The sequence below is a fragment of the Pseudomonas sp. BNK-44-b genome, from assembly GCF_047456245.1.
In the GTDB taxonomy this organism is placed as follows: Bacteria; Pseudomonadota; Gammaproteobacteria; order Pseudomonadales; family Pseudomonadaceae; genus Aquipseudomonas; species Aquipseudomonas machongensis.
The window spans coordinates 5,760,266-5,781,474 of sequence record NZ_CP179908.1 but is presented as its reverse complement, the minus strand read 5'-3'; the positions used below and the strand labels follow the sequence as shown (position 1 = coordinate 5,781,474).

Annotated in this window: 22 protein-coding genes; 10 read left to right on the top strand and 12 right to left on the bottom strand. The window is 63.0% G+C overall.

All coding sequences use genetic code 11. The features are described 5' to 3' along the window. Positions 1-79: 79 nt before the first annotated feature. Positions 80-1,279, bottom strand: coding sequence for a tyrosine--tRNA ligase (tyrS, locus tag ACMGGG_RS26200; protein WP_414154680.1), 1,200 nt, complete (start codon positions 1,277-1,279; stop codon positions 80-82). Positions 1,280-1,512: 233 nt separating this feature from the next. Between tyrS and ACMGGG_RS26195 the strand changes: the two genes are divergently transcribed. Together ACMGGG_RS26195 and ACMGGG_RS26190 are read left to right on the top strand one after the other, a co-directional pair. After that, complete coding sequence (locus ACMGGG_RS26195; protein ID WP_063542466.1) at positions 1,513-2,934, top strand: peptidoglycan DD-metalloendopeptidase family protein; 1,422 nt, start codon at positions 1,513-1,515, stop codon at positions 2,932-2,934. Positions 2,935-2,937: 3 nt separating this feature from the next. Further along, on the top strand, positions 2,938-4,029 hold the full coding sequence (locus ACMGGG_RS26190) for an anhydro-N-acetylmuramic acid kinase (RefSeq protein WP_414154679.1): 1,092 nt from the start codon (positions 2,938-2,940) through the stop codon (positions 4,027-4,029). Between the two features lie 54 nt (positions 4,030-4,083). Here ACMGGG_RS26190 and erpA read toward each other — a convergent pair whose 3' ends face one another. Beyond that, entirely contained in the window at positions 4,084-4,434 is a 351-nt protein-coding gene (gene erpA, locus ACMGGG_RS26185; protein ID WP_029615063.1) for an iron-sulfur cluster insertion protein ErpA, read from the bottom strand. 144 nt (positions 4,435-4,578) lie between these two features. Next, positions 4,579-5,613 carry an N-acetyl-gamma-glutamyl-phosphate reductase gene (argC, locus tag ACMGGG_RS26180; RefSeq protein ID WP_063542462.1) on the bottom strand — a complete coding sequence of 345 codons (1,035 nt, stop codon included), beginning with the start codon at positions 5,611-5,613 and terminating at the stop codon, positions 4,579-4,581. A 141-nt stretch (positions 5,614-5,754) separates the two neighbouring features. Here argC and hemJ point away from each other — a divergent pair, with 141 nt between their 5' ends. From hemJ to ACMGGG_RS26150, 6 genes are all read left to right on the top strand, one after another. Then, complete coding sequence (gene hemJ / locus ACMGGG_RS26175) at positions 5,755-6,180, top strand: protoporphyrinogen oxidase HemJ (protein WP_054892249.1); 426 nt, start codon at positions 5,755-5,757, stop codon at positions 6,178-6,180. Positions 6,181-6,209: 29 nt separating this feature from the next. Continuing rightward, positions 6,210-7,157, top strand: a complete 948-nt coding sequence (locus ACMGGG_RS26170; protein ID WP_054892248.1) for an NAD(P)H-dependent flavin oxidoreductase — start codon at positions 6,210-6,212, stop codon at positions 7,155-7,157. Positions 7,158-7,232: 75 nt separating this feature from the next. After that, on the top strand, positions 7,233-8,015 hold the full coding sequence (locus tag ACMGGG_RS26165) for an SDR family NAD(P)-dependent oxidoreductase (RefSeq protein ID WP_063542458.1): 783 nt from the start codon (positions 7,233-7,235) through the stop codon (positions 8,013-8,015). A 64-nt stretch (positions 8,016-8,079) separates the two neighbouring features. Further along, positions 8,080-8,418: a histidine triad nucleotide-binding protein gene (locus ACMGGG_RS26160; RefSeq protein WP_063542456.1), complete on the top strand. Its 339-nt coding sequence runs from the start codon at positions 8,080-8,082 to the stop codon at positions 8,416-8,418. Between the two features lie 66 nt (positions 8,419-8,484). Then, a complete protein-coding gene (gene coq7 / locus ACMGGG_RS26155; protein WP_112897195.1) occupies positions 8,485-9,132 on the top strand; it encodes a 2-polyprenyl-3-methyl-6-methoxy-1,4-benzoquinone monooxygenase in 648 nt (215 codons plus the stop codon). A 9-nt stretch (positions 9,133-9,141) separates the two neighbouring features. After that, positions 9,142-10,182, top strand: a complete 1,041-nt coding sequence (locus ACMGGG_RS26150; RefSeq protein WP_414154678.1) for a DUF2157 domain-containing protein — start codon at positions 9,142-9,144, stop codon at positions 10,180-10,182. A 28-nt stretch (positions 10,183-10,210) separates the two neighbouring features. On the opposite strand, the gene ACMGGG_RS26145 is transcribed toward ACMGGG_RS26150, so the two are convergent. Further along, the gene (locus ACMGGG_RS26145) at positions 10,211-10,633 is read right to left on the bottom strand and encodes an OsmC family protein (RefSeq protein WP_028689009.1); all 423 of its coding nucleotides are present in this window, start codon (positions 10,631-10,633) and stop codon (positions 10,211-10,213) included. A gap of 190 nt (positions 10,634-10,823) precedes the next feature. Here ACMGGG_RS26145 and crp point away from each other — a divergent pair, with 190 nt between their 5' ends. Continuing rightward, positions 10,824-11,468, top strand: coding sequence for a cAMP-activated global transcriptional regulator CRP (gene crp / locus ACMGGG_RS26140; protein ID WP_054925379.1), 645 nt, complete (start codon positions 10,824-10,826; stop codon positions 11,466-11,468). On the opposite strand, the gene ACMGGG_RS26135 is transcribed toward crp, so the two are convergent. From ACMGGG_RS26135 to ACMGGG_RS26120, 4 genes are all read right to left on the bottom strand, one after another. Beyond that, the gene (locus ACMGGG_RS26135; protein WP_063542450.1) at positions 11,465-12,169 is read right to left on the bottom strand and encodes a biotin/lipoate A/B protein ligase family protein; all 705 of its coding nucleotides are present in this window, start codon (positions 12,167-12,169) and stop codon (positions 11,465-11,467) included. The two genes, crp and ACMGGG_RS26135, sit on opposite strands and share 4 nt — an antisense overlap. Before the next feature lie 91 nt (positions 12,170-12,260). After that, positions 12,261-13,094 carry an indole-3-glycerol phosphate synthase TrpC gene (gene trpC, locus ACMGGG_RS26130; protein ID WP_414154677.1) on the bottom strand — a complete coding sequence of 278 codons (834 nt, stop codon included), beginning with the start codon at positions 13,092-13,094 and terminating at the stop codon, positions 12,261-12,263. Next, positions 13,091-14,140 carry an anthranilate phosphoribosyltransferase gene (trpD, locus tag ACMGGG_RS26125; RefSeq protein WP_054892239.1) on the bottom strand — a complete coding sequence of 350 codons (1,050 nt, stop codon included), beginning with the start codon at positions 14,138-14,140 and terminating at the stop codon, positions 13,091-13,093. The genes trpC and trpD overlap by 4 nt, the downstream gene beginning before the upstream one ends. Before the next feature lie 9 nt (positions 14,141-14,149). Continuing rightward, a complete protein-coding gene (locus ACMGGG_RS26120) occupies positions 14,150-14,743 on the bottom strand; it encodes an aminodeoxychorismate/anthranilate synthase component II (RefSeq protein WP_054892238.1) in 594 nt (197 codons plus the stop codon). Positions 14,744-15,104: 361 nt separating this feature from the next. Here ACMGGG_RS26120 and estP point away from each other — a divergent pair, with 361 nt between their 5' ends. Then, the gene (gene estP, locus ACMGGG_RS26115; protein ID WP_414154676.1) at positions 15,105-17,006 is read left to right on the top strand and encodes an esterase EstP; all 1,902 of its coding nucleotides are present in this window, start codon (positions 15,105-15,107) and stop codon (positions 17,004-17,006) included. A gap of 144 nt (positions 17,007-17,150) precedes the next feature. On the opposite strand, the gene trpE is transcribed toward estP, so the two are convergent. The 4 genes from trpE to ACMGGG_RS26095 form a co-directional block, all read right to left on the bottom strand. Beyond that, positions 17,151-18,632 carry an anthranilate synthase component I gene (trpE, locus tag ACMGGG_RS26110; RefSeq protein WP_063542442.1) on the bottom strand — a complete coding sequence of 494 codons (1,482 nt, stop codon included), beginning with the start codon at positions 18,630-18,632 and terminating at the stop codon, positions 17,151-17,153. Between the two features lie 70 nt (positions 18,633-18,702). Further along, complete coding sequence (locus ACMGGG_RS26105) at positions 18,703-19,521, bottom strand: phosphoglycolate phosphatase (RefSeq protein ID WP_414154675.1); 819 nt, start codon at positions 19,519-19,521, stop codon at positions 18,703-18,705. Then, complete coding sequence (rpe, locus tag ACMGGG_RS26100; protein WP_054892234.1) at positions 19,518-20,192, bottom strand: ribulose-phosphate 3-epimerase; 675 nt, start codon at positions 20,190-20,192, stop codon at positions 19,518-19,520. Before rpe ends, ACMGGG_RS26105 begins: the two co-directional genes overlap by 4 nt. A gap of 184 nt (positions 20,193-20,376) precedes the next feature. Continuing rightward, positions 20,377-21,204 (bottom strand): ABC transporter permease, encoded by an 828-nt coding sequence (locus ACMGGG_RS26095; protein WP_054892233.1) that lies wholly within the window; start codon positions 21,202-21,204, stop codon positions 20,377-20,379. Positions 21,205-21,209: the final 5 nt, after the last annotated feature.

Below are 21,209 nucleotides of genomic sequence, written 5' to 3'. Positions count from 1 at the left end.
AGAATCTTTCAGATCGCTGAGAACACAGCGGGGAGGCCTGTCGGCCTCCCCGCTTATATATAGCTGCACCATCAGGCGATCACTCAGCCTTCAGCGTAACCCGTCCAAACGACTTCTTGCCCGCCTGGCACACATGGGTAGCACCCAGCGCGAACATGAAGTCCTTGTCGATGACTGCACCATCAACCTTGACCGCACCACTGCCTAGCAGATCCCGCGCCTGTGCCGAGTTCTTCACCAGGCCCGCACGATTGAGCACCGCCGCGATCGGCAGGGCCTCAGCCGCAACCACTTCGATCTCCGGAAGATCTTCCGGCAGCTCGCCATCCTTCATGCGGTTGCCGGCAGCGCGGTGAGCGTTCGCCGCAGCCTCTTCACCATGGAAACGCGCCACGATCTCTTCGGCCAGCTTGATCTTGATGTCACGAGGGTTCGCGCCCTTCTCGACATCGGCACGAAACTGATCGATTTCCTCCATGGAGCGGAAGCTCAGCAGCTCGAAGTAACGCCACATCAGCGTATCCGGAATCGACACCAACTTGCTGTACATCACCCCAGGCGCTTCCTGGATACCCACATAATTGCCCAGCGACTTGGACATCTTCTTCACGCCATCGAGCCCTTCCAGCAACGGCATGGTCACGATGTTCTGAGCTTCCTGACCGTAGGCGCGCTGCAGCTCACGCCCCATCAGCAGGTTGAACTTCTGGTCGGTACCACCCAGTTCGACATCAGCCTTGAGCGCAACCGAGTCGTAACCCTGCACCAGCGGATAGAGGAACTCATGGATGGCGATCGGCTGCTGGCTGGTGTAGCGCTTGTCGAAGTCGTCACGCTCGAGCATGCGCGCGACGGTGTACTGGGACGCCAGACGAATGAAGTCGGCCGGGGTCAGCGTATCCATCCAGGTGGAGTTGAACGCTACCTCGGTCTTGGCCGGGTCGAGAATCTTGAACACTTGCTGTTTATAGGTTTCAGCGTTGTCCAGAACCTGCTCACGGGTCAGCGGCGGGCGCGTGGCACTTTTGCCGCTCGGGTCACCGATCATGCCGGTGAAGTCACCGATCAGGAAGATCACGTGGTGCCCCAGCTCCTGGAACTGCCGCAGCTTGTTGATCAGTACGGTATGGCCCAGATGCAGATCAGGAGCCGTTGGGTCGAAGCCAGCCTTGATACGCAGCGGCTGGCCGCGCTTGAGCTTCTCCACCAGTTCCGACTCGACCAACACCTCTTCCGCACCGCGCTTGATAAGCGCCAGCTGCTCTTCAACCGACTTCATAGACAGACCCGCAAGGCTCAGATTCAAAGGGGACCAACCATACAAGATCGGCCGTCAAATACAAGTTTCGCAAAGGAATGTGACCCGAGAGGCGCCTTGCGGCGTCTACGCGCCCTTGCGCGAAAATGGATTTGGTTATATTTTATACAGTTATTTCATCTTCATCATGTCATTCATCTTTTTCAGCGTATTCAGTCACCTTTTTCATTCACTTTTTCAAAGTCACCTTATCTATGACCAACGACACGCCTAAAGCGCCCCCGCTTTATCCGAAAAGCCATCTGTTGGCCGCCAGCGGCATCGCCGCCCTGCTCAGCCTGGCCTTGCTGGTATTTCCCTCCAGCGACGTAGAAGCGAAGAAGACCACCCTCAGCCTCGAGCTCGAAACCCCGGCCGAGCAACTCAAGGACGAATCCAAGGCCGCACCGCTGGTGCAGTCCACCGAATCCACCGGCTCGCCCTTCGCCCAGATCGAAGGGGATGAACCCGCTACAGAACAGGCCGCCGAGCAACCGCAACCCGTCGCACAGGAAAAGGCGCAAGACAAGGCTCCCGGCCATCGCGAAGTCGTGGTCGCCCGTGGCGACACCCTCTCCACGCTGTTCGCCAAAGTGGGCCTGCCTGCCAACGTCGTGCATGACGTGCTGGCCAGCGACAAGCAAGCCAAGCAGTTCAGCCAGCTTAAACACGGCCAGGTGCTGCAGTTCGAGCTGGACAAGGACGGCCAACTGGCCAGCTTGCACAGCCAGGTCAGCAACCTCGAAAGCATCCGCCTGAACAAGACCGACAAGGGTTACGCGTTCGAGCGCGAAATCACCAAGCCCCTGGTGCGAACCGCCTACGCCCATGGCGTCATCAAGAGCTCGCTCTCGGCCTCGGCCCAACGTGCCGGCCTTTCCCACAGCCTGACCATGGATATGGCCCGCGTGCTGGGCTACGACATCGACTTCGCCCAGGACATCCGCCCTGGCGACGAATTCGACGTGGTCTACGAACAGAAGGTCATGGATGGCAAGGTGATCGGCACCGGCAACATCCTCTCGGCGCGTTTCACCAATCGCGGCAAGACCTACACCGCCGTGCGCTACACCAACAAACAGGGTAATACCAGCTACTACACCGCTGACGGCAACAGCCTGCGCAAGGCGTTCATCCGCACACCCGTAGACTTCGCCCGCATCAGCTCGCGCTTCTCCGCTGGACGCAAGCACCCGATCCTGAACAAGATTCGCGCCCACAAGGGTGTCGACTATGCAGCGCCTCGCGGCACGCCAATCAAGGCAGCCGGTGATGGCCGCATCGAGCTGGCCGGCCGCCGGGGCGGCTACGGCAACACCGTCATCATCGCCCACGGCAACACCTACAAGACCCTGTATGGCCACATGCAGGGCTTCGCCAAAGGCATCAAGACCGGCAGCAACGTCAAGCAGGGCCAGATCATCGGCTATATCGGCACCACCGGTCTCTCCACTGGCCCACACCTGCACTACGAGTTCCAGGTCAACGGCGTCCATGTCGACCCGCTGAGCCAGAAGGTGCCGATGGCCGATCCGATCGCCAAGGCCGAGCGCCAGCGCTTCATGCAGCAAAGCCAACCCCTGATCGCTCGCATGGATCAGGAAAAGGCCACGCTGCTCGCCGCCAACAAGCGCTGATTCATGGCGTTCTACCTGGGGGTGATGTCCGGCACCAGCCTTGACGGCCTGGACATTGCCCTGATCGAACAACGCGAGCAGCCCCGGTTGCTCGCCACCCGCTACCTGCCCATGCCCTCCGACCTTCGCCAGGACCTGCTGAGCCTCTGCGCCAGCGGCCCTGACGAGATCGCACGGGCAGCGCTGGCCGAGAACCGCTGGGCTGGCCTTGCTGCAGAAGGCATCCGGCAATTGTTGACCGAGCAGAAACTCGAGCCCAGCGCCATCCGCGCCATCGGCAGCCACGGCCAGACCATCCGCCACGAACCGGCCCGAGGCTTCACCGTGCAGATCGGTAATCCGGCCTTGCTCGCCGAGTTGACCGGCATCTGCGTGGTGGGTGATTTCCGTCGCCGCGATGTGGCCGCAGGTGGCCAGGGCGCACCGCTGGTCCCGGCCTTCCACGAAGCCTTGTTCGGCCATCTGGGACAGCGCCTGGCCGTACTCAACGTCGGCGGCTTCAGCAACCTGAGCCTAATTGCCCAGGACACTCCGGTACATGGCTTCGACTGCGGCCCGGGCAATGTGCTGCTGGATGCATGGATCGAGCGCAAGCGCGGCCAGACCTTCGACGCCGATGGCGCATGGGCGGCGAGTGGCAAGGTGCAGGACCAATTGCTGGCGGCACTGCTGAGCGACCCGTTCTTTGCCGGCAACGGCCCCAAGAGCACCGGGCGCGAGGTATTCAACCTGCCCTGGCTCGATGCCCACCTGGCAACGTTGCCGCACTACCGCGACGAAGACGTTCAGGCCACGCTGCTGGAGCTGACTGCACGCAGCATCACCGATGCCTTGCGCAATGCCCAGCAGGATACCGAGGCCCTGATGGTCTGCGGCGGTGGCGCGCGCAATGGCACCCTGATGAATCGGCTGGCCGCCTTGCTGCCTGCCGCGAAAGTGACCAGCACCAGCGCCCAAGGTATCGATCCGGACTGGGTCGAGGCAATGGCATTCGCATGGCTGGCTCATTGCTGCCTCGAAGGCATCCCGGCTAACCGCCCAAGTGTCACGGCTGCCAGAGGGCTACGAGTACTGGGCGCGATCTACCCAGCCTGAAAGACAGAAACGAAAACGCCGCGCAATTGCGCAGCGTTTTCGTTCAAGCGCGACTCAGATCGAAAACGACGAACCGCACCCGCAGGTGGTAGCGGCGTTCGGGTTCTTGATCACGAAGCGCGAGCCTTCCAGGCCTTCCTGGTAGTCCACTTCGGCGCCCGCCAGATACTGGAAGCTCATTGGGTCAACGACCAGCGAAACGCCTTCGCGCTCGACAATGGTGTCGTCCTCGGCCACGTCTTCATCGAAGGTGAAGCCGTACTGGAAACCCGAGCAGCCGCCGCCTGTGACGAACACACGCAGCTTGAGGCGATCATTGCCTTCTTCGGATACCAGGGTCTTCACCTTGTGCGCAGCCCCTTGGGTAAACTCCAAAGCGGTGGGGGTGAAGGTTTCAACGCTCATGTTGGTTCTCCCGGCGTAAGCCGCCATAAAACTCGATGACGCGCATTATCCGCTTCTCCGAGAAAATTGGTCAAGAATTGTGCGGCTTTGGTCGACACAAACGAAAAGGCCCGCACGAGGCGGGCCTATTCACCTGCTTGACGATTAAGGCAGCAGGCCAGCGTGGGACAGGCCCATGCGCTCATCCAGCCCGAACAGGATGTTCAGGTTCTGCACCGCCTGGCCGGACGCGCCCTTGACCAAGTTGTCGATCACCGACAGCACCACCACCAGATCACCACCCTGCGGGCGATGGACGGCGATACGGCAGACGTTGGCGCCACGCACGCTGCGGGTCTCAGGGTGACTACCGGCCGGCATCACGTCGACGAACGGCTCGTTCGCATAGCGTTTCTCGAACAGCGCCTGCAGGTCGACCGAGGTGTCGACAACATTCGCGTAGAGGGTGGCATGAATACCGCGAATCATTGGAGTCAGGTGAGGCACGAAGGTCAGACCGATATCCTTGCCCGCTGCCAGGCGCAGGCCCTGGCTGATTTCCGGCAGGTGGCGGTGCCCTTTGACTGCATAGGCCTTCATGCTTTCGCCGGCCTCGCAGAACAGCGAGCCCACTGCAGCACCACGGCCGGCGCCACTGACACCCGACTTGCAGTCGGCAATCAGGCGCGACGGATCGGCCAGACCCGCTTCGAGCAATGGCAGGAAACCAAGCTGGGTCGCGGTCGGGTAGCAACCCGGCACGGCGATCAGGCGCGCTTGGCGGATCTTCTCGCGGTTCACTTCAGGCAGGCCGTAGACGGCATCCTTGAGCAGTTCCGGCGCGCCATGCGGCTGGCCGTACCACTTGCCCCACTCGACAGCGTCCTGCAGACGGAAGTCGGCAGACAGGTCGATGACTTTGGTCCCGGCAGCCAGCAACTCGCCGGCCAGGGCATGGGCAACGCCATGCGGTGTGGCGAAGAACACCACGTCACAGGCGCCGAGCGTCTTGCTGTCCGGTACGCTGAACTGCAAACCGTCATAGTGGCCGCGCAGGTTCGGGTACATGTCGGCCACCGCGACACCCGCCTCGGAGCGCGATGTGATGACCGCTACCTCGGCCTGTGGGTGCTGTGCCAGCAGGCGCAACAGTTCGACACCGGTGTAACCCGTGCCGCCGACGATACCGACCTTGATCATAACGCTTGCCCCTCATCAACGAGACCACTGGAAAGCGCACGATAATAGGGTTACGTGACGCCTGTAACAACTCTTGGGTACCCCTTCGCAGCGCCGGACCACTACTATCTGACCACCGTGAAAACCTGAAGGAACTCCCCCATGCTCTATCTCTGGATCAAGGCGCTGCATATCGTCAGCGTGGTCTGCTGGTTCGCAGGTCTGTTCTACCTGCCGCGCCTGTTCGTCTATCACGCCCAGAGCCAGGACAGCATCAGCCAGGAACGCTTCGTCACCATGGAGCGCAAGCTGTACCGCGGCATCATGAACCCGGCGATGATCGCCACCTACGTGTTCGGTATCTGGATGCTCTACCTCACGCCCGGCTGGCTGAGCCAAGGCTGGCTGCATGCCAAGCTGACCCTGGTGATCCTGCTGACCGGCTACCATCACGTATGCGGCGCACAGCGCAAACGCTTCGCCGCCGGGCAGAACACCCGCAGCCATGTGTACTACCGCTGGTTCAACGAAGTACCGGTATTGATCCTGCTGGCTGTCGTAATTCTGGTGGTGGTCAAACCGTTCTGAGCATACCCCCTGAGCAAAGGAGCCTTGCCATGTCCCTGCCCGCAACACTTGAACACCGTCTGCGACTGCCTGTGGTTGCCGCGCCGATGTTCCTGATTTCCAACCCGCAGCTGGTCCTGGCTTGCTGCGCCAACGGTGTGGTGGGCAGTTTTCCGGCGTTGAACCAGCGCGACAGTGCCGGCTTCAAGGCCTGGCTGGAGGAGATCGAGGCAGGGCTCGCGCAGTTGCATGCGCCCGCGCCTTATGCCGTCAACCTCATCGTGCACCCGAGCAACCCGCGCCTGCAGGCCGATCTCGCCCTGTGCGTGGAGCACCAGGTTCCCATCGTGATCACCAGCCTGGGCGCGGTGAAGGAGGTAGTGGACGCAGTGCACGGTTATGGCGGCCTGGTGTTCCACGATGTCACCACCCGTCGTCACGCCGAGAAAGCCGCCGAAGCCGGCGTCGATGGCCTGATCGCCGTGGCTGCGGGCGCCGGCGGTCATGCCGGGACCTGGAGCCCGTTCGCCCTGGTCGCGGAGATCCGCCAATTCTTCGACAAGACCCTGCTGTTGGCCGGTTGCATCAACCACGGTCACGAAATTCTCGCGGCACGTCTGCTGGGCGCCGATCTCGCATACATGGGCACACGCTTCATCGCCACCCGCGAGAGCCAAGCCCAGGACGCCTACAAGAAAATGCTCCTCGATGCCCATGCTGCCGATATCGTCCACACCCCGGCGGTGTCGGGTGTACCGGCCAGCTTTCTGCGCCAGAGTCTGGAGCAGGCCGGTTACGACATGGCCGCGCTCAAGCACAACCCGGGCGAGGTCAAGCTCAAACCGCTGGATGAAGAAGCCAAGGCCTGGAAAACCGTGTGGTCGGCTGGCCAGGGCGCGGGCGGTATCCATGACCTGCCCGATACGGCAGCGCTGATCGAGCGCCTGCGTGACGAATACCAGGCAGCCCAGCTTCGCAGCGCTGAACTGGCGCGCTGAAGCCCCTGCAAAAGACCACAACCGCCCCGGCCAAGCTGTACACTAGGCGCCCTCTTCCGCCCCCAGGAGCCTTGCATGACCCGTTACGCCATGATCACCGGAGCTTCCAGCGGCCTGGGCCTGGCCCTGGCGGAGGCCCTGGCGCGGCGCGGGCGCAACCTGATCCTGGTGGCACGCCATCGTGAAACCCTCGAACCGATCGCGATCGAGCTGACCCAGCGCTTCGGTGTCGAGGTTCTGCTGCGCGCCTGCGACCTCAGCCAGCCTTTGCGCCTGTCGGGATTCGTACTTGAGCTGGAAGAGGGCGAGCGGCGCATCGACCTGCTGGTCAACTGTGCCGGCCAGCGCACCTACGGGCCCTTCCTGGCCCATGAGTGGGCCGACGAACAAGACCTGCTGGAGGTCAATATCCTCGCCCTGACCCGCCTGTGCCACGCGATCGGCAACCTGATGGCGGTGCACGGTGGCGGCCAGATCCTCAACGTAGCCTCACTGGCCAGCGCCGCGCCAGGTCCGTGGATGGCCTGCTACAGCGCCAGCAAGGCCTATGTACTGAGTTTCTCGGAAGCCCTGCGCGAAGAACTGCGTCGTACCGGGATCAAGGTGTCGGTGTTGTGCCCGGGCCCGATCCGCTCGGCAAAACGACACATCCCGCGACTGGAGGGCAGTTCGCGCTGCCTGAGTGCCGAAGAAGTGGCGCTCTACACAGTGCGCGCGCTGGACAAGAACCACGCCCTGATCATGCCAGGCCGACGCAATCGCTGGCTGGCCTTCGCCCCACGCCTTCTGCCGCGCTGGTTGAGCCGCAAGCTGGCGGGCGTGATCCATCGTCGCTACTGCCCGATCGGCGCCGAATGACCTCTGTCCGAGCAGCGCTTCGCTGAGTACACTGCGCTTCGACCCTCACCAAGGAGCAAGTGACGTGGACGATCTATTCCTCAAGATCATCAACCGGGAAATCCCGGCGGATATCATCTACGAAGACGACCAGATCCTGGCCTTCAAGGATATCGCCCCTGCGGCGCCGGTACATTTTCTGGTCATCCCGAAAAAGCACATCCCGACCCTCAACGACCTGACCGAAGAGGACAAGGCACTGGCTGGCCACATCCTGTTCACCGCCCAGCGCCTGGCCGTCGAGCAGGGCTGCGAGGAAGGTTTCCGCGTGGTCATGAATTGCAACCCCAAGGGTGGGCAGACGGTCTATCACATCCACATGCACGTGCTCGGCCAGCGTCAGATGAACTGGCCACCGGGCTGACCCAAGGCAAGCCCATCCGGCATGATTGAGTTAAACTGTCGGGCATCACTTTAGTGGAGGTGCCCGATGGCTACCGAACGTCACTATTCACCGCTCGACCGCTTGTTGCTGCAGGCTGACACCGCCATGCGCACCTTGCTGCCCTTCAGCGGCCAACCTTCCCGTCCCTCGCCCGCGATCATCCAGCCTGACGCCGAGCTGGACGAGTCCCAGACCCGCCATATCGCCGGCCTGATGCGCATCAACCATACCGGTGAAGTCTGCGCCCAGGCGCTCTACCAAGGCCAGGCACTGACCGCCAAGCTGCCGCAGGTACGCAAGGCCATGGAGCATGCCGCCGAGGAAGAGATCGACCACCTGGCCTGGTGCGAACAGCGCATCCGCCAACTGGGCAGTCATCCCAGTGTGCTCAACCCGTTGTTCTATGGCATGTCGTTCGGCATCGGTGCCCTCGCCGGCCTGGTCAGCGACAAGGTCAGCCTGGGCTTCGTCGCCGCCACCGAACATCAGGTCTGCAAGCACCTGGACGAGCACCTCGAACAGATCCCCGAGGAAGACGAAAAATCCCGCGCCATTCTCGAGCAGATGCGCGTCGATGAAGAGCAACACGCCGAATCCGCACTGGAAGCAGGCGGCTACCGCTTCCCTGCCCCGGTGCGTTTCGGCATGAGCCTGCTGGCCAAGGTGATGACCAAGAGCACCTACCGAATCTAGGACGAGCCGATGACCGAGCGCTTCGATGCCAAGGAACTGGCCAGCGCCGTAAGCGCCGGCATTCTCCAGCCAGGACAGGATCGAGCGCTGCTCGAGTTCCTGCGCCAGCAACCGCAACAACAGGGCCGGTTCCAGCTGGCCCATGTCGCCTTCTACTTCGGCGCCCTGCTGATCATGGCCGCCATGGGCTGGTTGCTCACCGAAGCCTGGATGCGCATTGGTGATACAGCACTGCTGACCGCCGCCCTTCTCTATATCGCCGCGCTTACCCTGTTCGCCCTGTCACTCCAGCGCCGCGGACAGGTCATTGCTGCTGGCGTTCTCGCTGCGGTGGCCGTGAGCATCGTGCCATTGGCAGTCTTCGCCATCGAGCGCCTGCTCGGCTGGTGGCCGCTGGATGACCTGCAGTTCGACTACCACCAGTACTACACCTACGTGCAGGGCGGCTGGCTGCTCATGGAAGCGGCAACCGTCGTCGCCGGGGTGGCGATGCTGCGCCTGGTGCCTTTCCCCTTCATCGTGATGCCAATTGCCGTGGCCTTGTGGTTCATGTCCATGGACCTCAGCGAATGGTTCTACGGCGAAGTGTTCAGTTGGGAGCAGCGCCAGAAGGTCTCGGTGTGGTTCGGCCTGCTGTTGCTGGCCGTGTTCCTGGCTGTCGATGGTCGCACGCGCCGCGATTACGCCTACTGGGGCTATCTGGCAGGGCTTCTGGCATTCTGGGGCGGGTTGACTTCGATGAACAGCGACAGTGAGCTGGGCAAGGCGCTCTATTGTCTGATCAACCTTGGCCTGATGGGATGTGCAGTGCTGCTGCGCCGACCGATGTTCATGGTATTCGGCGCCATGGGCGTGGCGGCGTACCTGGGCTACCTGTCGTATGACGTGTTCGCCGAGTCGTTGCTGTTCCCGGTAGTAATCACCCTGATCGGGCTTGGCGTTATCGGCCTTGGGTTGGCTTACCAGAAACGCCGCGAGCACCTGAGCCAGTCGTTGCGGGCAAAGCTGCCGCAATGGTTGCTCGACGCGTTACCGGCCCTGCGCGACTGAAAAGGGGCCGCCAGGCGGCCCCACCACTTCAACCCAGCTCTACGATCTCGTAGCCATGGGTGATCTCCACACCCGCACGATCGAGCATGATCGATGCCGAGCAATACTTCTCGGCCGACAGCTCGACCGCTCGCTTGACCTGCGCCTCTTTGAGGCCACGGCCCTTGACCACGAAGTTCAGGTGGATCTTGGTGAATACCTTGGGATCTTCGCTGGCGCGCTCAGCCTCGAGAAAAGCTTCGCAGCTTTCCACCGCCTGTCGGGATTTCTTCAGGATGCTGACCACATCGAAACTGCTGCAGCCACCCAGGCCGAGCAGCAGCATCTCCATCGGGCGTACGCCCAGGTTACGACCGCCAGCCTCGGGAGGACCGTCCATGACCACGACATGCCCACTCCCCGACTCACCGAGGAACATGGCCTCACCGGCCCACTGGATGCGTGCCTTCATCTATCCGGACTCCTGATTTCGTAAAAGGTCGTCAGCTTAGACCTTGTAGCGCTGTCGGAAAAGCTCAAGACGTTGGGGTTTCATGCCGATAAAGCCGAAGTGTCTGATAAGCTGACGCCAAATCACTGGCGCCCGCCGTCAGTAACCTCCTACAAAAATGCCTCTGCGTCGCTCGAACAGGATTTTCGTGATGGTAGCCTCAGCACTCCCTGCCAAGATCAAGAATATCGACAAGCTGCTGGTGCACTGCCAACGCCGCCGCTATGCCGCCAAGAGCAACATCATCTGCGCCGGCGACCGGGCCGAGACGCTGTCGTTCATCGTCAAGGGATCGGTGACCATCCTGATCGAGGACGACGAAGGTCATGAGATGATCATCGCCTACCTCAACAATGGTGACTTCTTCGGTGAATTGGGGTTGTTCGAACCAGCGGGCCCCGAACAGCAGCGCAGCGCCTGGGTACGGGCCAAGACCGAGTGCGAAGTGGCCGAGATCAGCTACGACAAGTTCCGCGAGCTGGCCCGTCACGATCCGGACATTCTCTACGCCCTTGGCAGCCAGATGGCCCAGCGCCTGCGCAACACAACGCGCAAGGTCGGCGACCTGGCCTTCTTCGACGTCACCGGCCGCGTCGCCCGTTGCCTGCTCGACCTGTGCAAGCAGCCGGATGCCATGACCCACCCCGACGGCATGCAGATCAAGATCACCCGTCAGGAGATCGGGCGGATCGTCGGCTGTTCGCGCGAGATGGTCGGCCGGGTGCTCAAGGATCTTGAGGAACGCAGCCTGGTGCAGGTCAAGGGCAAGACCATGGTGGTCTACGGCACCCGCTAATCCTTGGGCAGCGCCGCGATCACCTCGGCGTAGGCCTGGGACAGCCGCTCGAACCAAGGGGCTGCGGGCACCACTTCATGCAAGGCAATATGGCTGTCGGCGCGGCAACGTTGCTCCAGCCCACAGCAGTCGTTGAAGCGGTTGACCGCCGCCACCATCGACTCGCGCTCGTTGTCCAGCAGCAGCGCGCCATGCACCAGCACCACCGGGCGCTTGCCGCCCAGCCCTTGGCGCCAGCGCTGGGCAGTGCCGACCAGCTTGCGGCCGTTGAGATTGACGTTGTAGCGCCCATCGCAGAACGCACCGTCGATCTCCCCGACCGACGCCACACCACCCCATTCGCGCAAGACATCGCACAGCGGCAGGCACAGGCGCTCGTAAGCGTTCTCGATGCGTCCGTGGTCACCTTCGCTGCGCGGTGCGACGTAGACCAGCGCCACGTTCACGGTCGAATGGGACTGCGGCACCGGCTCTCCACCGGTTTCACGCAGCAACACCGGCCAGCCAGCGATCGCCAGCTCGGCACAGGCGGCTTCGAAGTTGTCGAGACGACTCATTCGTCGCGGCATGACCAGAGCATGATCGGTGGGGCGCCAGAACAGCACGCCGGACTCACGCTCGCCACGGCAGACGGCGGCGAGCAGCTCCTGTTCGGCATGCAGGCCCTGCTCGACGGTGAGGGCCAGGGGTTGATCGGTCATTGATCCACCTTGGAAATCTGGTTCACTGGCCCGCGAAAGGGCCAGAACAGTCATACAAAAAAGCCGGCATCAAGCCGGCTTCGTTTTTTGATCAGTCCAGAGGCTGAACAGTCTTCTTCACCTGATCCGGGAAGAACAGCCTCTGCAGTTCCAACCCCGGTTGCTCCGCACGCATGAAGGCCTCGCCCACCAGGAACGAATACACCTCGTTGATTTCCATCAGCTCCACGTCGGCGCGGTTGAGGATACCGCTCTCGGTGACCGCCAGGCGGTCACGCGGAATGCGCGGCAGCAAGTCGAGGGTGGTGTCCAGGCTGACCTCGAAGGTGTGCAGATTGCGGTTGTTGACCCCCACCAGTGGCGTGTCGAGGGTTTTCAGCGCACGCTCGAGCTCATTGCCATCGTGTACCTCCACCAGCACGTCGAGACCGACATCCTTGGCGGTGGCGGCCAGCTCGGCCATCTTCACATCGTCCAGTGCCGAGACGATCAGCAGCACGCAGTCGGCGCCCAGGGCGCGGGCTTCGACGATCTGGTAGGGATCGACCATGAAGTCCTTGCGGATCACCGGCAACGACACGGCAGCGCGGGCCTGTTGCAGGTACTCGTCTGCGCCCTGGAAGTAATCCACGTCGGTGAGTACCGACAGGCAGGTGGCGCCGCCCTTCTCGTAGCTCACCGCGATTTCCGCAGGCACGAAGTGCTCGCGGATCACGCCCTTGCTCGGCGAGGCCTTCTTGATCTCAGCGATGACCGCAGGCTGCTTGCGCTTGGCCTGTTCGATCAAGGCGTTGGCGAAGCCGCGGGGAGCATCGGCGCCCTTGGCCAGACGCTCCAGTTCGGCGAGGCTCACGCGCGCGCTGCGCTCGGCCACTTCCTGAAACTTGCGGGCGATGATCCTTTCCAGCACCGTCGGTACGCTCATGCTCCGTTCTCCTGCTTGAATACCGCGGTAAAGGCGCCCAGCTCCTGGAGTTTTTCCCAGGCAAGGCCGGTGTGCAGCACATCGTGGGCGAGTTCGACGCCCGACTTCAGGCTCATCGCATGGTCGGCGGCATACAGCGCGGCGCCAGCGTTGAGCACGATCATTTCGGCAGCTTTCTGGCCGTTTTCGGTCTTGCGTCGGCCCAGGGCGTCACGGATCAGCGCCAGCGAAGCCTGTGGGTCCTCGACCGCCAGGCCATGCAGGCTCTGGCTCTTCATGCCAAGGTCTTCCGGTTCGACCCAGTATTCGGTGATCTCACCGTTCTTCAATTCCGCCACGAAAGTCGGCGCGGCCAGGCTGAATTCGTCCAGGCCATCCTTGGAGTGCACCACCAGCACATGCTTGCTGCCCAGGCGCTGCAGCACTTCGGCGAGCGGGCGGCACAGGGCCTGGGTGAATACGCCAACCACCTGGTGCTTCACACCGGCCGGATTCGTAAGCGGGCCGAGCATGTTGAAGAGCGTACGCAGGCCCAGGTCGCGGCGCGGGCCGGCAGCATGCTTCATCGCACTGTGGTGAGTCTGGGCGAACATGAAACCGATCCCCAGGCTATCGATGCAGCGGGCCACCTGCACTGGCGTAAGGTTCAGGTAGATACCGGCCGCCTCCAGCAGGTCGGCGCTGCCGCTCTTGCCGGACACCGCGCGGTTGCCGTGCTTGGCCACCGGGCAACCGGCCGCGGCGAGCACGAAGGCCGAAGCCGTGGAAACGTTGAAGATGTTGGCCCCGTCGCCGCCGGTGCCGACGATGTCGACCACGCCGTCGAGGCTCTTGAGCTCGACCTTGTCGGCCAGCTCACGCATGACCGAAACGGCGCCGACGATCTCGTCGATGCTCTCGCTCTTCATGCGCATGCCCATCAGAAAGGCGCCGATCTGCGCCTCGGTGCATTGTCCGGTCATGATCTGACGCATGACATCGCGCATTTCGTCTGTGGACAGGTCCAGGTGGCCGACGATGCGGCTCAGCGCGCTCTTGATATCCATGATCGATCCTTAGCGGCGGCCGCCGGTCTGCTTGAGGAAGTTGGCGAACAGCTCGTGGCCCTGCTCGGTGAGGATGGACTCGGGGTGGAACTGCACCCCTTCGATGTTCAAGGTCTTGTGGCGCAGGCCCATGATCTCGTCGACCGAACCGTCTGCATGGGCAGTCCAGGCGGTGACTTCGAGGCAGTCCGGCAGGGTTTCGCGCTTGACCACCAGCGAATGGTAGCGGGTCACGGTCAACGGGTTGTTCAGGCCGGCGAACACACCCAGGTCGCGGTGGAACACCGGGCTGGTCTTGCCGTGCATTACCTGGCGGGCACGCACCACGTCACCGCCGTACGCCTGGCCGATGGACTGGTGGCCCAGGCACACACCGAGGATCGGCAGCTTGCCGGCAAAGTGCAGGATGGCCTCGATGGAAACGCCTGCCTCGCTGGGCGTGCAAGGGCCGGGCGAAACGACGATGCGCTCCGGGTTGAGGGCTTCGATCTGGGCGATGGTCAGTTCGTCGTTGCGAATGACCTTGACCTCGGCACCCAACTCGCCGAGGTACTGGACGACGTTGTAGGTGAAGGAGTCGTAATTGTCGATCATCAGTAACATCTGGGGTCAACCTCTTGAATCTACTGACTGTGCTTTCGAACCTTCCTGCCTCGACATGGGCGCGGCTCTACCGCGACAGCGAAGATGGAACGACAGGAGGGCAAACGGGGGCGGGCCGGGCAGGACCGGCAGGAGAAAGAGTCAGGCGCGCCAACGCCAACGGGCGTGAGCCTTGATAACGCGCATCAGGAGTTTGCTGACGATCAACACGGGGTAGTTCTCGCTCATACGTCCCGGCACAGTAGCCTACCGCGACGGCAGGCGCAATACGCCGCAAATACTGGGGAACGAACGGACTGCGTGCTTTTTTGCTAAGGTCTTCGGGCTTGTCTCCATAAAAACAATGAAAAGGAACTTCCACATGCGACAGCCACCTTTCCTGCGCACGGCCCTGTGCCTGCTCACCCTCGCCTGCAGCCAGGCCATGGCGGCGCCCTCGCCGTACTCTTCGCTGATCGTATTCGGCGACAGCCTGAGCGATGCGGGACAGTTCCCTGACCTCACCGGTGGCACACCGGGCATGCGTTTCACCAATCGCGATGCGAACGGCAACTATGCCCCGGTGTCACCCATGATCCTTGGCGGGAGGCTGGGCTTTTCCGACACGGAACTGGGCCCATCCACCTCGCGGGTCAATCTTGTGCAAGGTCGCCCCGACGGCAACAACTGGGCCGTCGGCGGCTACACGACACAGCAGATCCTCGACTCGATCACCGACACCTCCGAGGCGGTGATTCCACCCGGGCGCCCTGGCGCAGGTCTCGTCCTGCGTGAGCGCCCCGGCTACCTGGCCAACGGCTTGCGAGCCGACCCGAATGCGCTCTACTACGTCACCGGTGGCGGTAATGACTTCCTGCAGGGGCAGGTCAACAGCGCCGCCGATGCAGCCGCCGCTGGCGCGCGGCTGGCCGCCAGTGCCCAGGCCCTGCAGCAGGGCGGAGCGCGCTACATCATGGTGTGGCTGCTGCCCGATCTGGGGCAGACCCCGAATTTCAGCGGTACGCCGCAGCAGGGCCCGCTGTCGCAGCTTTCGGGCGTGTTCAACCAGTCGCTGCTCAACAAGTTGCGCCAGATCGACGCTGAAATCATCCCGCTGAACATCCCCACCCTGCTCGGCGAGGCCCTGCGCAGCCCGGCGGAGTTCGGCCTGGCCGCCGACCAGAACCTGGTCGGTACCTGCTACAGCGGCGACAGCTGCGTGCAAAACCCGGTCTATGGCGCCAACGGCACCAACCCCGACCCAACCCGGCTGCTGTTCAACGACTCGGTACACCCGACCATTGCTGGCCAGCAACTGATCGCCGACTACGCCTATTCCATCCTCGCCGCCCCTTGGGAACTGACGCTGCTTCCGGAAATGGCCCACGCCAGCCTGCGCGCCCATCAGGATGAGCTGCGCAACCAGTGGCAGACACCCTGGCAGGCAGTTGGTCAGTGGCAAGCCTTCGTCGCCACCGGCGCCCAGGATCTGGACTTCGGCAGCCAGCGCAGTTCGGCAAGTGGCGATGGTCGCGGTTACAACCTGACCCTCGGCGGTAGCTACCGACTCGATGATGCCTGGCGCGTCGGCCTGGCAGTAGGCGTCTACAGACAGAAACTGGAGGCAGGCCAACAGGATTCGGACTACAAGCTCGACAGCTACCTGGCCAGTGCCTTCGCCCAGTTCCGCCAGAACCGCTGGTGGGCCGATGCGACGCTGACTGCCGGGCACCTGGACTACAGCGATCTCAAACGCAGCTTCGCCCTGGGCGCCAGCGAGCGCACCGAAAAAGGCGATACCGATGGCGAGGCCTGGGCCATCAGCGGGCGACTGGGCTACAACCTGGCCGCCGACGCGAGCAGCTGGCAATTGGCGCCGTTCATCAGCGCCGACTATGCGCGAGTCAAGGTCGATGGCTACGACGAGAAGAGCGGACGCTCCACGGCCCTGGCTTTCGACGACCAGGACCGCAAATCCCGCCGCCTGGGTGCAGGACTGCTGGGCAGTGTGCAAGTGCTGCCGAGCACGCGGTTGTTCGCCGAGGTCGCGCGCGAGCACGAGTTCGAGGATGACCGCCAGGACCTGACCATGCACCTGACCACCCTGCCGGGCAACGACTTCACCCTCGCCGGCTACACGCCGCACAGCAACCTGACCCGCGCGAGCCTGGGCCTCAGCCATGAACTGGTGCCGGGGGTGAACCTGCGGGGCAATTACAACTGGCGCAAGAGCGATGAACTGCGCCAACAGGGGGTAAGCCTGGCGGTGAGCCTGGACTTTTGAGGGTTAACCCGTCGCGGTGCCAGCCCGCTCCTACAGCAATTGCAGTGAACCTGTAGGAGCGGGCTGGCCCCGCGATGGGCTGCGCAGCAGCCCACTCACACCACCAAAAAAACGGCGCTCATCAGAGCGCCGTTTTTTCATCCATCAGCCGCGCGGCGTCTGCTCGGCCAGCGCCACGGCACGGAACATCGCCCGACGCTTGTTGATGGTCTCTTCCCACTCCAGTGCCGGTACCGAGTCGGCCACGATGCCGCCACCGGCCTGCACGTGCAGTTCGCCGTCCTTGATCACCGCAGTACGGATGGCAATGGCGGTGTCCATGTTGCCGTTCCAGGCAAAGTAACCCACTGCACCACCATAGACACCCCGCTTGACCGGCTCCAGCTCGTCGATGATCTCCATCGCCCGGATCTTCGGCGCGCCCGACAAGGTGCCGGCCGGCAAGATCGCACGCAGTGCGTCCATCGCCGTCAGCCCCTCGGCCAACTCGCCGGTGACGTTCGAGACGATATGCATGACGTTCGAATAACGCTCGATCACCATTTTCTCGGTCAGGCGCACGCTGCCCGTGGACGACACACGCCCCACATCGTTGCGCCCCAGGTCGATCAGCATCAGGTGCTCGGCGATTTCCTTGTCGTCCGACAGCAGGTCGTCTTCCAGCGCGCGGTCGGCCTCTTCGTTGGCGCCGCGCGGGCGGGTGCCGGCGATCGGACGTACGGTGACCAGATTATCCTCGACCCGCACCAGCACTTCCGGCGAGCTGCCGACCACATGGAAGTCGCCGAAGTTGAAGAAGTACATGTAGGGGGTCGGGTTGAAGCAGCGCAGCGCCCGGTACAGGTCGATGGGCGCAGCCTTGAAGTCGATGGACATGCGCTGCGACGGTACGACCTGCATGCAGTCGCCAGCGAGGATGTATTCCTTGATCCGCCCGACCGCATTCTCGTAGTCGTCCCGGGTGTAGCTGGAGCGGAATTCAGGCTCGGCGGCCATCGGCCCGCTGAGGTCCAGCCCCCGACGCGGGGTGATTGGCTGGCGCAGCTTGTCGAGCAAGCCATCCAGACGCGCCTTGCCTTGCTCGAACGCCTGCTCCTCAGACGGGTCGACCAGCACGATCGCGTGCATCTTGCCGGCGAGGTTGTCGAACACCACCACGGCGTCGGAGACCATCAGCAGGATGTCCGGCACCCCCAGCGGATCCGGGTTCGGGCAGGCGCCCAGGCGCTTTTCGACATAGCGCACGCAGTCATAGCCGAAATAGCCGACCAGGCCACCATTGAAGCGCGGCAGCCCAGGAATGTCGGCGACCTTGTAGCGGTCCTTGAACGACTCGACGAAGGCCAGTGGATCCTCGACCTCGTGGCTCTCTACCTCGACGCCATCGTGCAGGATGCTCACCCGGTAGCCGTGCACGCGCATCACAGTGCGCGAAGGCAAACCGATCATCGAGTAGCGCCCCCACTTCTCCCCGCCCTGCACGGACTCGAGCAGATAAGAGTTGGCCTGGTCGGCAAGCTTCAGGTAGATCGACAGCGGCGTATCGAAGTCGGCCAGGGTTTCACAGGCCAGGGGAATGCGGTTGTAGCCGGCAGCGGCCAGGCGCAGGAATTCTTCGCGGGTCATGGGTAGCCTCGTGGCAAGCAGCAATGGGTTGGGGCAAGCGGACGGGCCGGCAGGCGCCGGCGAGCGGGAGTCAGGCGCGCCAGCGCCAACGGGCCAGGGCCTTGATGACTTTCATCCAGAATTTGCCGGTAACACCCACAGTGGAGTCTCTGTCTTGGGAGGCTTGAAGGTCCGCCCACGTTATCCCAGTGTCGGTGACTAAGCAACCGGGCAACAGCAGGCGCAGATCGTCGAGTACCAGGCTCGGCGACTCCTCGTCGATCGGCCGTCCGTGGTTGTAGCCGTAGGTCAGGCCGACGCTCTTGACCCCCGCTGCCCTGGCCGCCTGCACGTCACTGCGCGAATCGCCGACGAACAGCGACTGCTCGGGCGCAATGCCGGCCATCTTCATGACGAACAGCAACGCCGCCGGGTCGGGTTTCTTCTGTGGCAGGGTGTCGCCACCGATGATCCAGCGGAAATAGCGACCGATCTTCATCTGGTCCAGCAACGGCCCGACAAAGCGTTCGGGCTTGTTGGTGATCAGCGCCATCTCCACGCCCTGCTTGCGCAACCAGCGCAAGGTGTCGCGCACGCCTGGGTAGACCACGGTCAGCTCATGGCTTTCGCCATAAGCTCCCATGAACAGTGCCAGCGCACGCTCAGCCAGTTGCGCATCGACGGCATCGTGCTCGATGCCGCCGGCCAGGGCGCGGCGCACCAGCACCTCGGCACCGTTGCCCACCCACTGGCGCACGGCATCCAGCCCTGCGGCCGGGCGCCCCAGTTCGAGCAGCATGCGGTCCACGGCGGCGGCCAGGTCCGGTACCGAATCGATCAACGTACCGTCCAGATCGAACATCACCAGCCTGGGCAGCGTCCCCGGGAACAGCTGCTCGAAGCCACTCATGGGCGGGCCTGGGCCAGTTCGGCGCGCATCTTGGCGATCACTTCCTGGTAGTCGGGGGCGTTGAAGATCGCCGAGCCGGCCACGAAGGTGTCAGCGCCAGCAGCGGCGATTTCACGGATGTTGCCGACGTTGACGCCGCCATCGATCTCCAGGCGGATATCACGCCCGCTGGCATCGATCAGCGCGCGGGCCTCGCGCAGCTTGTCGAGGGTGCCTGGGATGAACTTCTGCCCGCCGAAGCCGGGGTTGACGCTCATCAGCAGGACCATGTCGACCTTGTCCATCACGTATTTCAGTGCGTCCAGGCTGGTGGCCGGGTTGAATACCAGGCCGGCCTTGCAGCCGCCGTCCTTGATCAGTTGCAGCGAACGGTCGATGTGTTGCGACGCTTCCGGGTGGAAGGTGATGTAGGTAGCGCCGGCCTCGATGAAGTCGCCGATGATGCGGTCGACCGGGCTGACCATCAGGTGCACATCGATCGGTGCGGTCACGCCGTACTTGCGCAGTGCCGTGCAGACCATCGGACCGATGGTCAGATTGGGCACGTAGTGGTTGTCCATGACATCGAAGTGGACGATGTCGGCCCCGGCGGCCAGAACCTTGTCGACGTCCTCGCCCAGGCGGGCGAAATCGGCGGAAAGAATGGAGGGGGCAATAGCGTAGGGCTGCATGGCGCACCTATGTGGTGGAAATCACGGTGGCGCGCATTGTAACTCAGGGAAGTGGACGGGGGCTGATTGGTATCAATTGGTGTCGAACGGTGCACGGAACCGGGGTTGTCTGTACCGGCCTCATCGCGGGGCAACTGTGGGAGCGGGCTTGCCCCGCGATGAGGCCGGTACAGCCGCCGCAGGATCAGGCCGGCTGCTGGGTCCGCAACTTCTCGCTGCGCCCGCGCAACCACTCCAGGGTCAGCAGCAGGATCACCGAAAACGCAATCAGCAACGTGGCCGCCGCCGCAATGGTCGGGCTCAGGTTCTCGCGAATGCCACTGAACATCTGCCGCGGCAAGGTGGCCTGCTCGGGGCCAGCGAGGAACAGCGTCACCACCACCTCATCGAAGGACGTGGCAAAGGCGAACAGCGCTCCGGAAATCACGCCCGGCGCAATCAGCGGCAAGGTCACCCGACGGAAGGTCAGCAAGGGCGAGGCGCCGAGGCTGGCCGCGGCGCGCACCAGGTTGTAGTTGAACCCCTGAAGGGTCGCCGACACGGTGATGATCACGAACGGCACGCCCAGCACCGCGTGCACCAGGATCAACGAAATGAAGCTGTTACCCATCCCCAGCGGCGCGAAGAACAAGTAGCTGGCCACACCGATGATCACCACCGGTACCACCATCGGCGAAATCACCAGCGCCATCACCAGCGACTTGCCGGGGAAGTCGCCGCGGGTCAGGCCGATCGCGGCCAGGGTGCCGAACACCATGGCCAGTACCGTGGCCGCCGGAGCGACGATGATGCTGTTCTTCAGCGCGCGCATCCACTCGGCAGAGGCGAAGAAGTCCTGGTACCACTGCAGCGAAAAGCCTTGCAGCGGATACACCAGGAAGCTGCCGCTGTTGAACGACAGCGGAATGATCACCAGCACAGGCAAGACCAGGAACAACAGGATCAGGCCGCAGAGAATGCGCAGGCTGTAGAACCAGACCCGCTCCACGGGCGACATGTAAGGGCTCAGCATGACAA

What these genes read in the sequence shown, in the direction of transcription:
- tyrS (WP_414154680.1), bottom strand. Translation starts at nt 1,279, where the DNA reads ATGAAGTCGGTTGAAGAGCAGCTGGCGCTTATCAAGCGCGGTGCGGAA.
- ACMGGG_RS26195 (WP_063542466.1), top strand. Translation starts at nt 1,513, where the DNA reads ATGACCAACGACACGCCTAAAGCGCCCCCGCTTTATCCGAAAAGCCAT.
- ACMGGG_RS26190 (WP_414154679.1), top strand. Translation starts at nt 2,938, where the DNA reads ATGGCGTTCTACCTGGGGGTGATGTCCGGCACCAGCCTTGACGGCCTG.
- erpA (WP_029615063.1), bottom strand. Translation starts at nt 4,434, where the DNA reads ATGAGCGTTGAAACCTTCACCCCCACCGCTTTGGAGTTTACCCAAGGG.
- argC (WP_063542462.1), bottom strand. Translation starts at nt 5,613, where the DNA reads ATGATCAAGGTCGGTATCGTCGGCGGCACGGGTTACACCGGTGTCGAA.
- hemJ (WP_054892249.1), top strand. Translation starts at nt 5,755, where the DNA reads ATGCTCTATCTCTGGATCAAGGCGCTGCATATCGTCAGCGTGGTCTGC.
- ACMGGG_RS26170 (WP_054892248.1), top strand. Translation starts at nt 6,210, where the DNA reads ATGTCCCTGCCCGCAACACTTGAACACCGTCTGCGACTGCCTGTGGTT.
- ACMGGG_RS26165 (WP_063542458.1), top strand. Translation starts at nt 7,233, where the DNA reads ATGACCCGTTACGCCATGATCACCGGAGCTTCCAGCGGCCTGGGCCTG.
- coq7 (WP_112897195.1), top strand. Translation starts at nt 8,485, where the DNA reads ATGGCTACCGAACGTCACTATTCACCGCTCGACCGCTTGTTGCTGCAG.
- ACMGGG_RS26150 (WP_414154678.1), top strand. Translation starts at nt 9,142, where the DNA reads ATGACCGAGCGCTTCGATGCCAAGGAACTGGCCAGCGCCGTAAGCGCC.
- ACMGGG_RS26145 (WP_028689009.1), bottom strand. Translation starts at nt 10,633, where the DNA reads ATGAAGGCACGCATCCAGTGGGCCGGTGAGGCCATGTTCCTCGGTGAG.
- crp (WP_054925379.1), top strand. Translation starts at nt 10,824, where the DNA reads ATGGTAGCCTCAGCACTCCCTGCCAAGATCAAGAATATCGACAAGCTG.
- ACMGGG_RS26135 (WP_063542450.1), bottom strand. Translation starts at nt 12,169, where the DNA reads ATGACCGATCAACCCCTGGCCCTCACCGTCGAGCAGGGCCTGCATGCC.
- trpC (WP_414154677.1), bottom strand. Translation starts at nt 13,094, where the DNA reads ATGAGCGTACCGACGGTGCTGGAAAGGATCATCGCCCGCAAGTTTCAG.
- trpD (WP_054892239.1), bottom strand. Translation starts at nt 14,140, where the DNA reads ATGGATATCAAGAGCGCGCTGAGCCGCATCGTCGGCCACCTGGACCTG.
- ACMGGG_RS26120 (WP_054892238.1), bottom strand. Translation starts at nt 14,743, where the DNA reads ATGTTACTGATGATCGACAATTACGACTCCTTCACCTACAACGTCGTC.
- estP (WP_414154676.1), top strand. Translation starts at nt 15,105, where the DNA reads ATGCGACAGCCACCTTTCCTGCGCACGGCCCTGTGCCTGCTCACCCTC.
- trpE (WP_063542442.1), bottom strand. Translation starts at nt 18,632, where the DNA reads ATGACCCGCGAAGAATTCCTGCGCCTGGCCGCTGCCGGCTACAACCGC.
- ACMGGG_RS26105 (WP_414154675.1), bottom strand. Translation starts at nt 19,521, where the DNA reads ATGAGTGGCTTCGAGCAGCTGTTCCCGGGGACGCTGCCCAGGCTGGTG.
- rpe (WP_054892234.1), bottom strand. Translation starts at nt 20,192, where the DNA reads ATGCAGCCCTACGCTATTGCCCCCTCCATTCTTTCCGCCGATTTCGCC.
- ACMGGG_RS26095 (WP_054892233.1), bottom strand. Translation starts at nt 21,204, where the DNA reads ATGCTGAGCCCTTACATGTCGCCCGTGGAGCGGGTCTGGTTCTACAGC.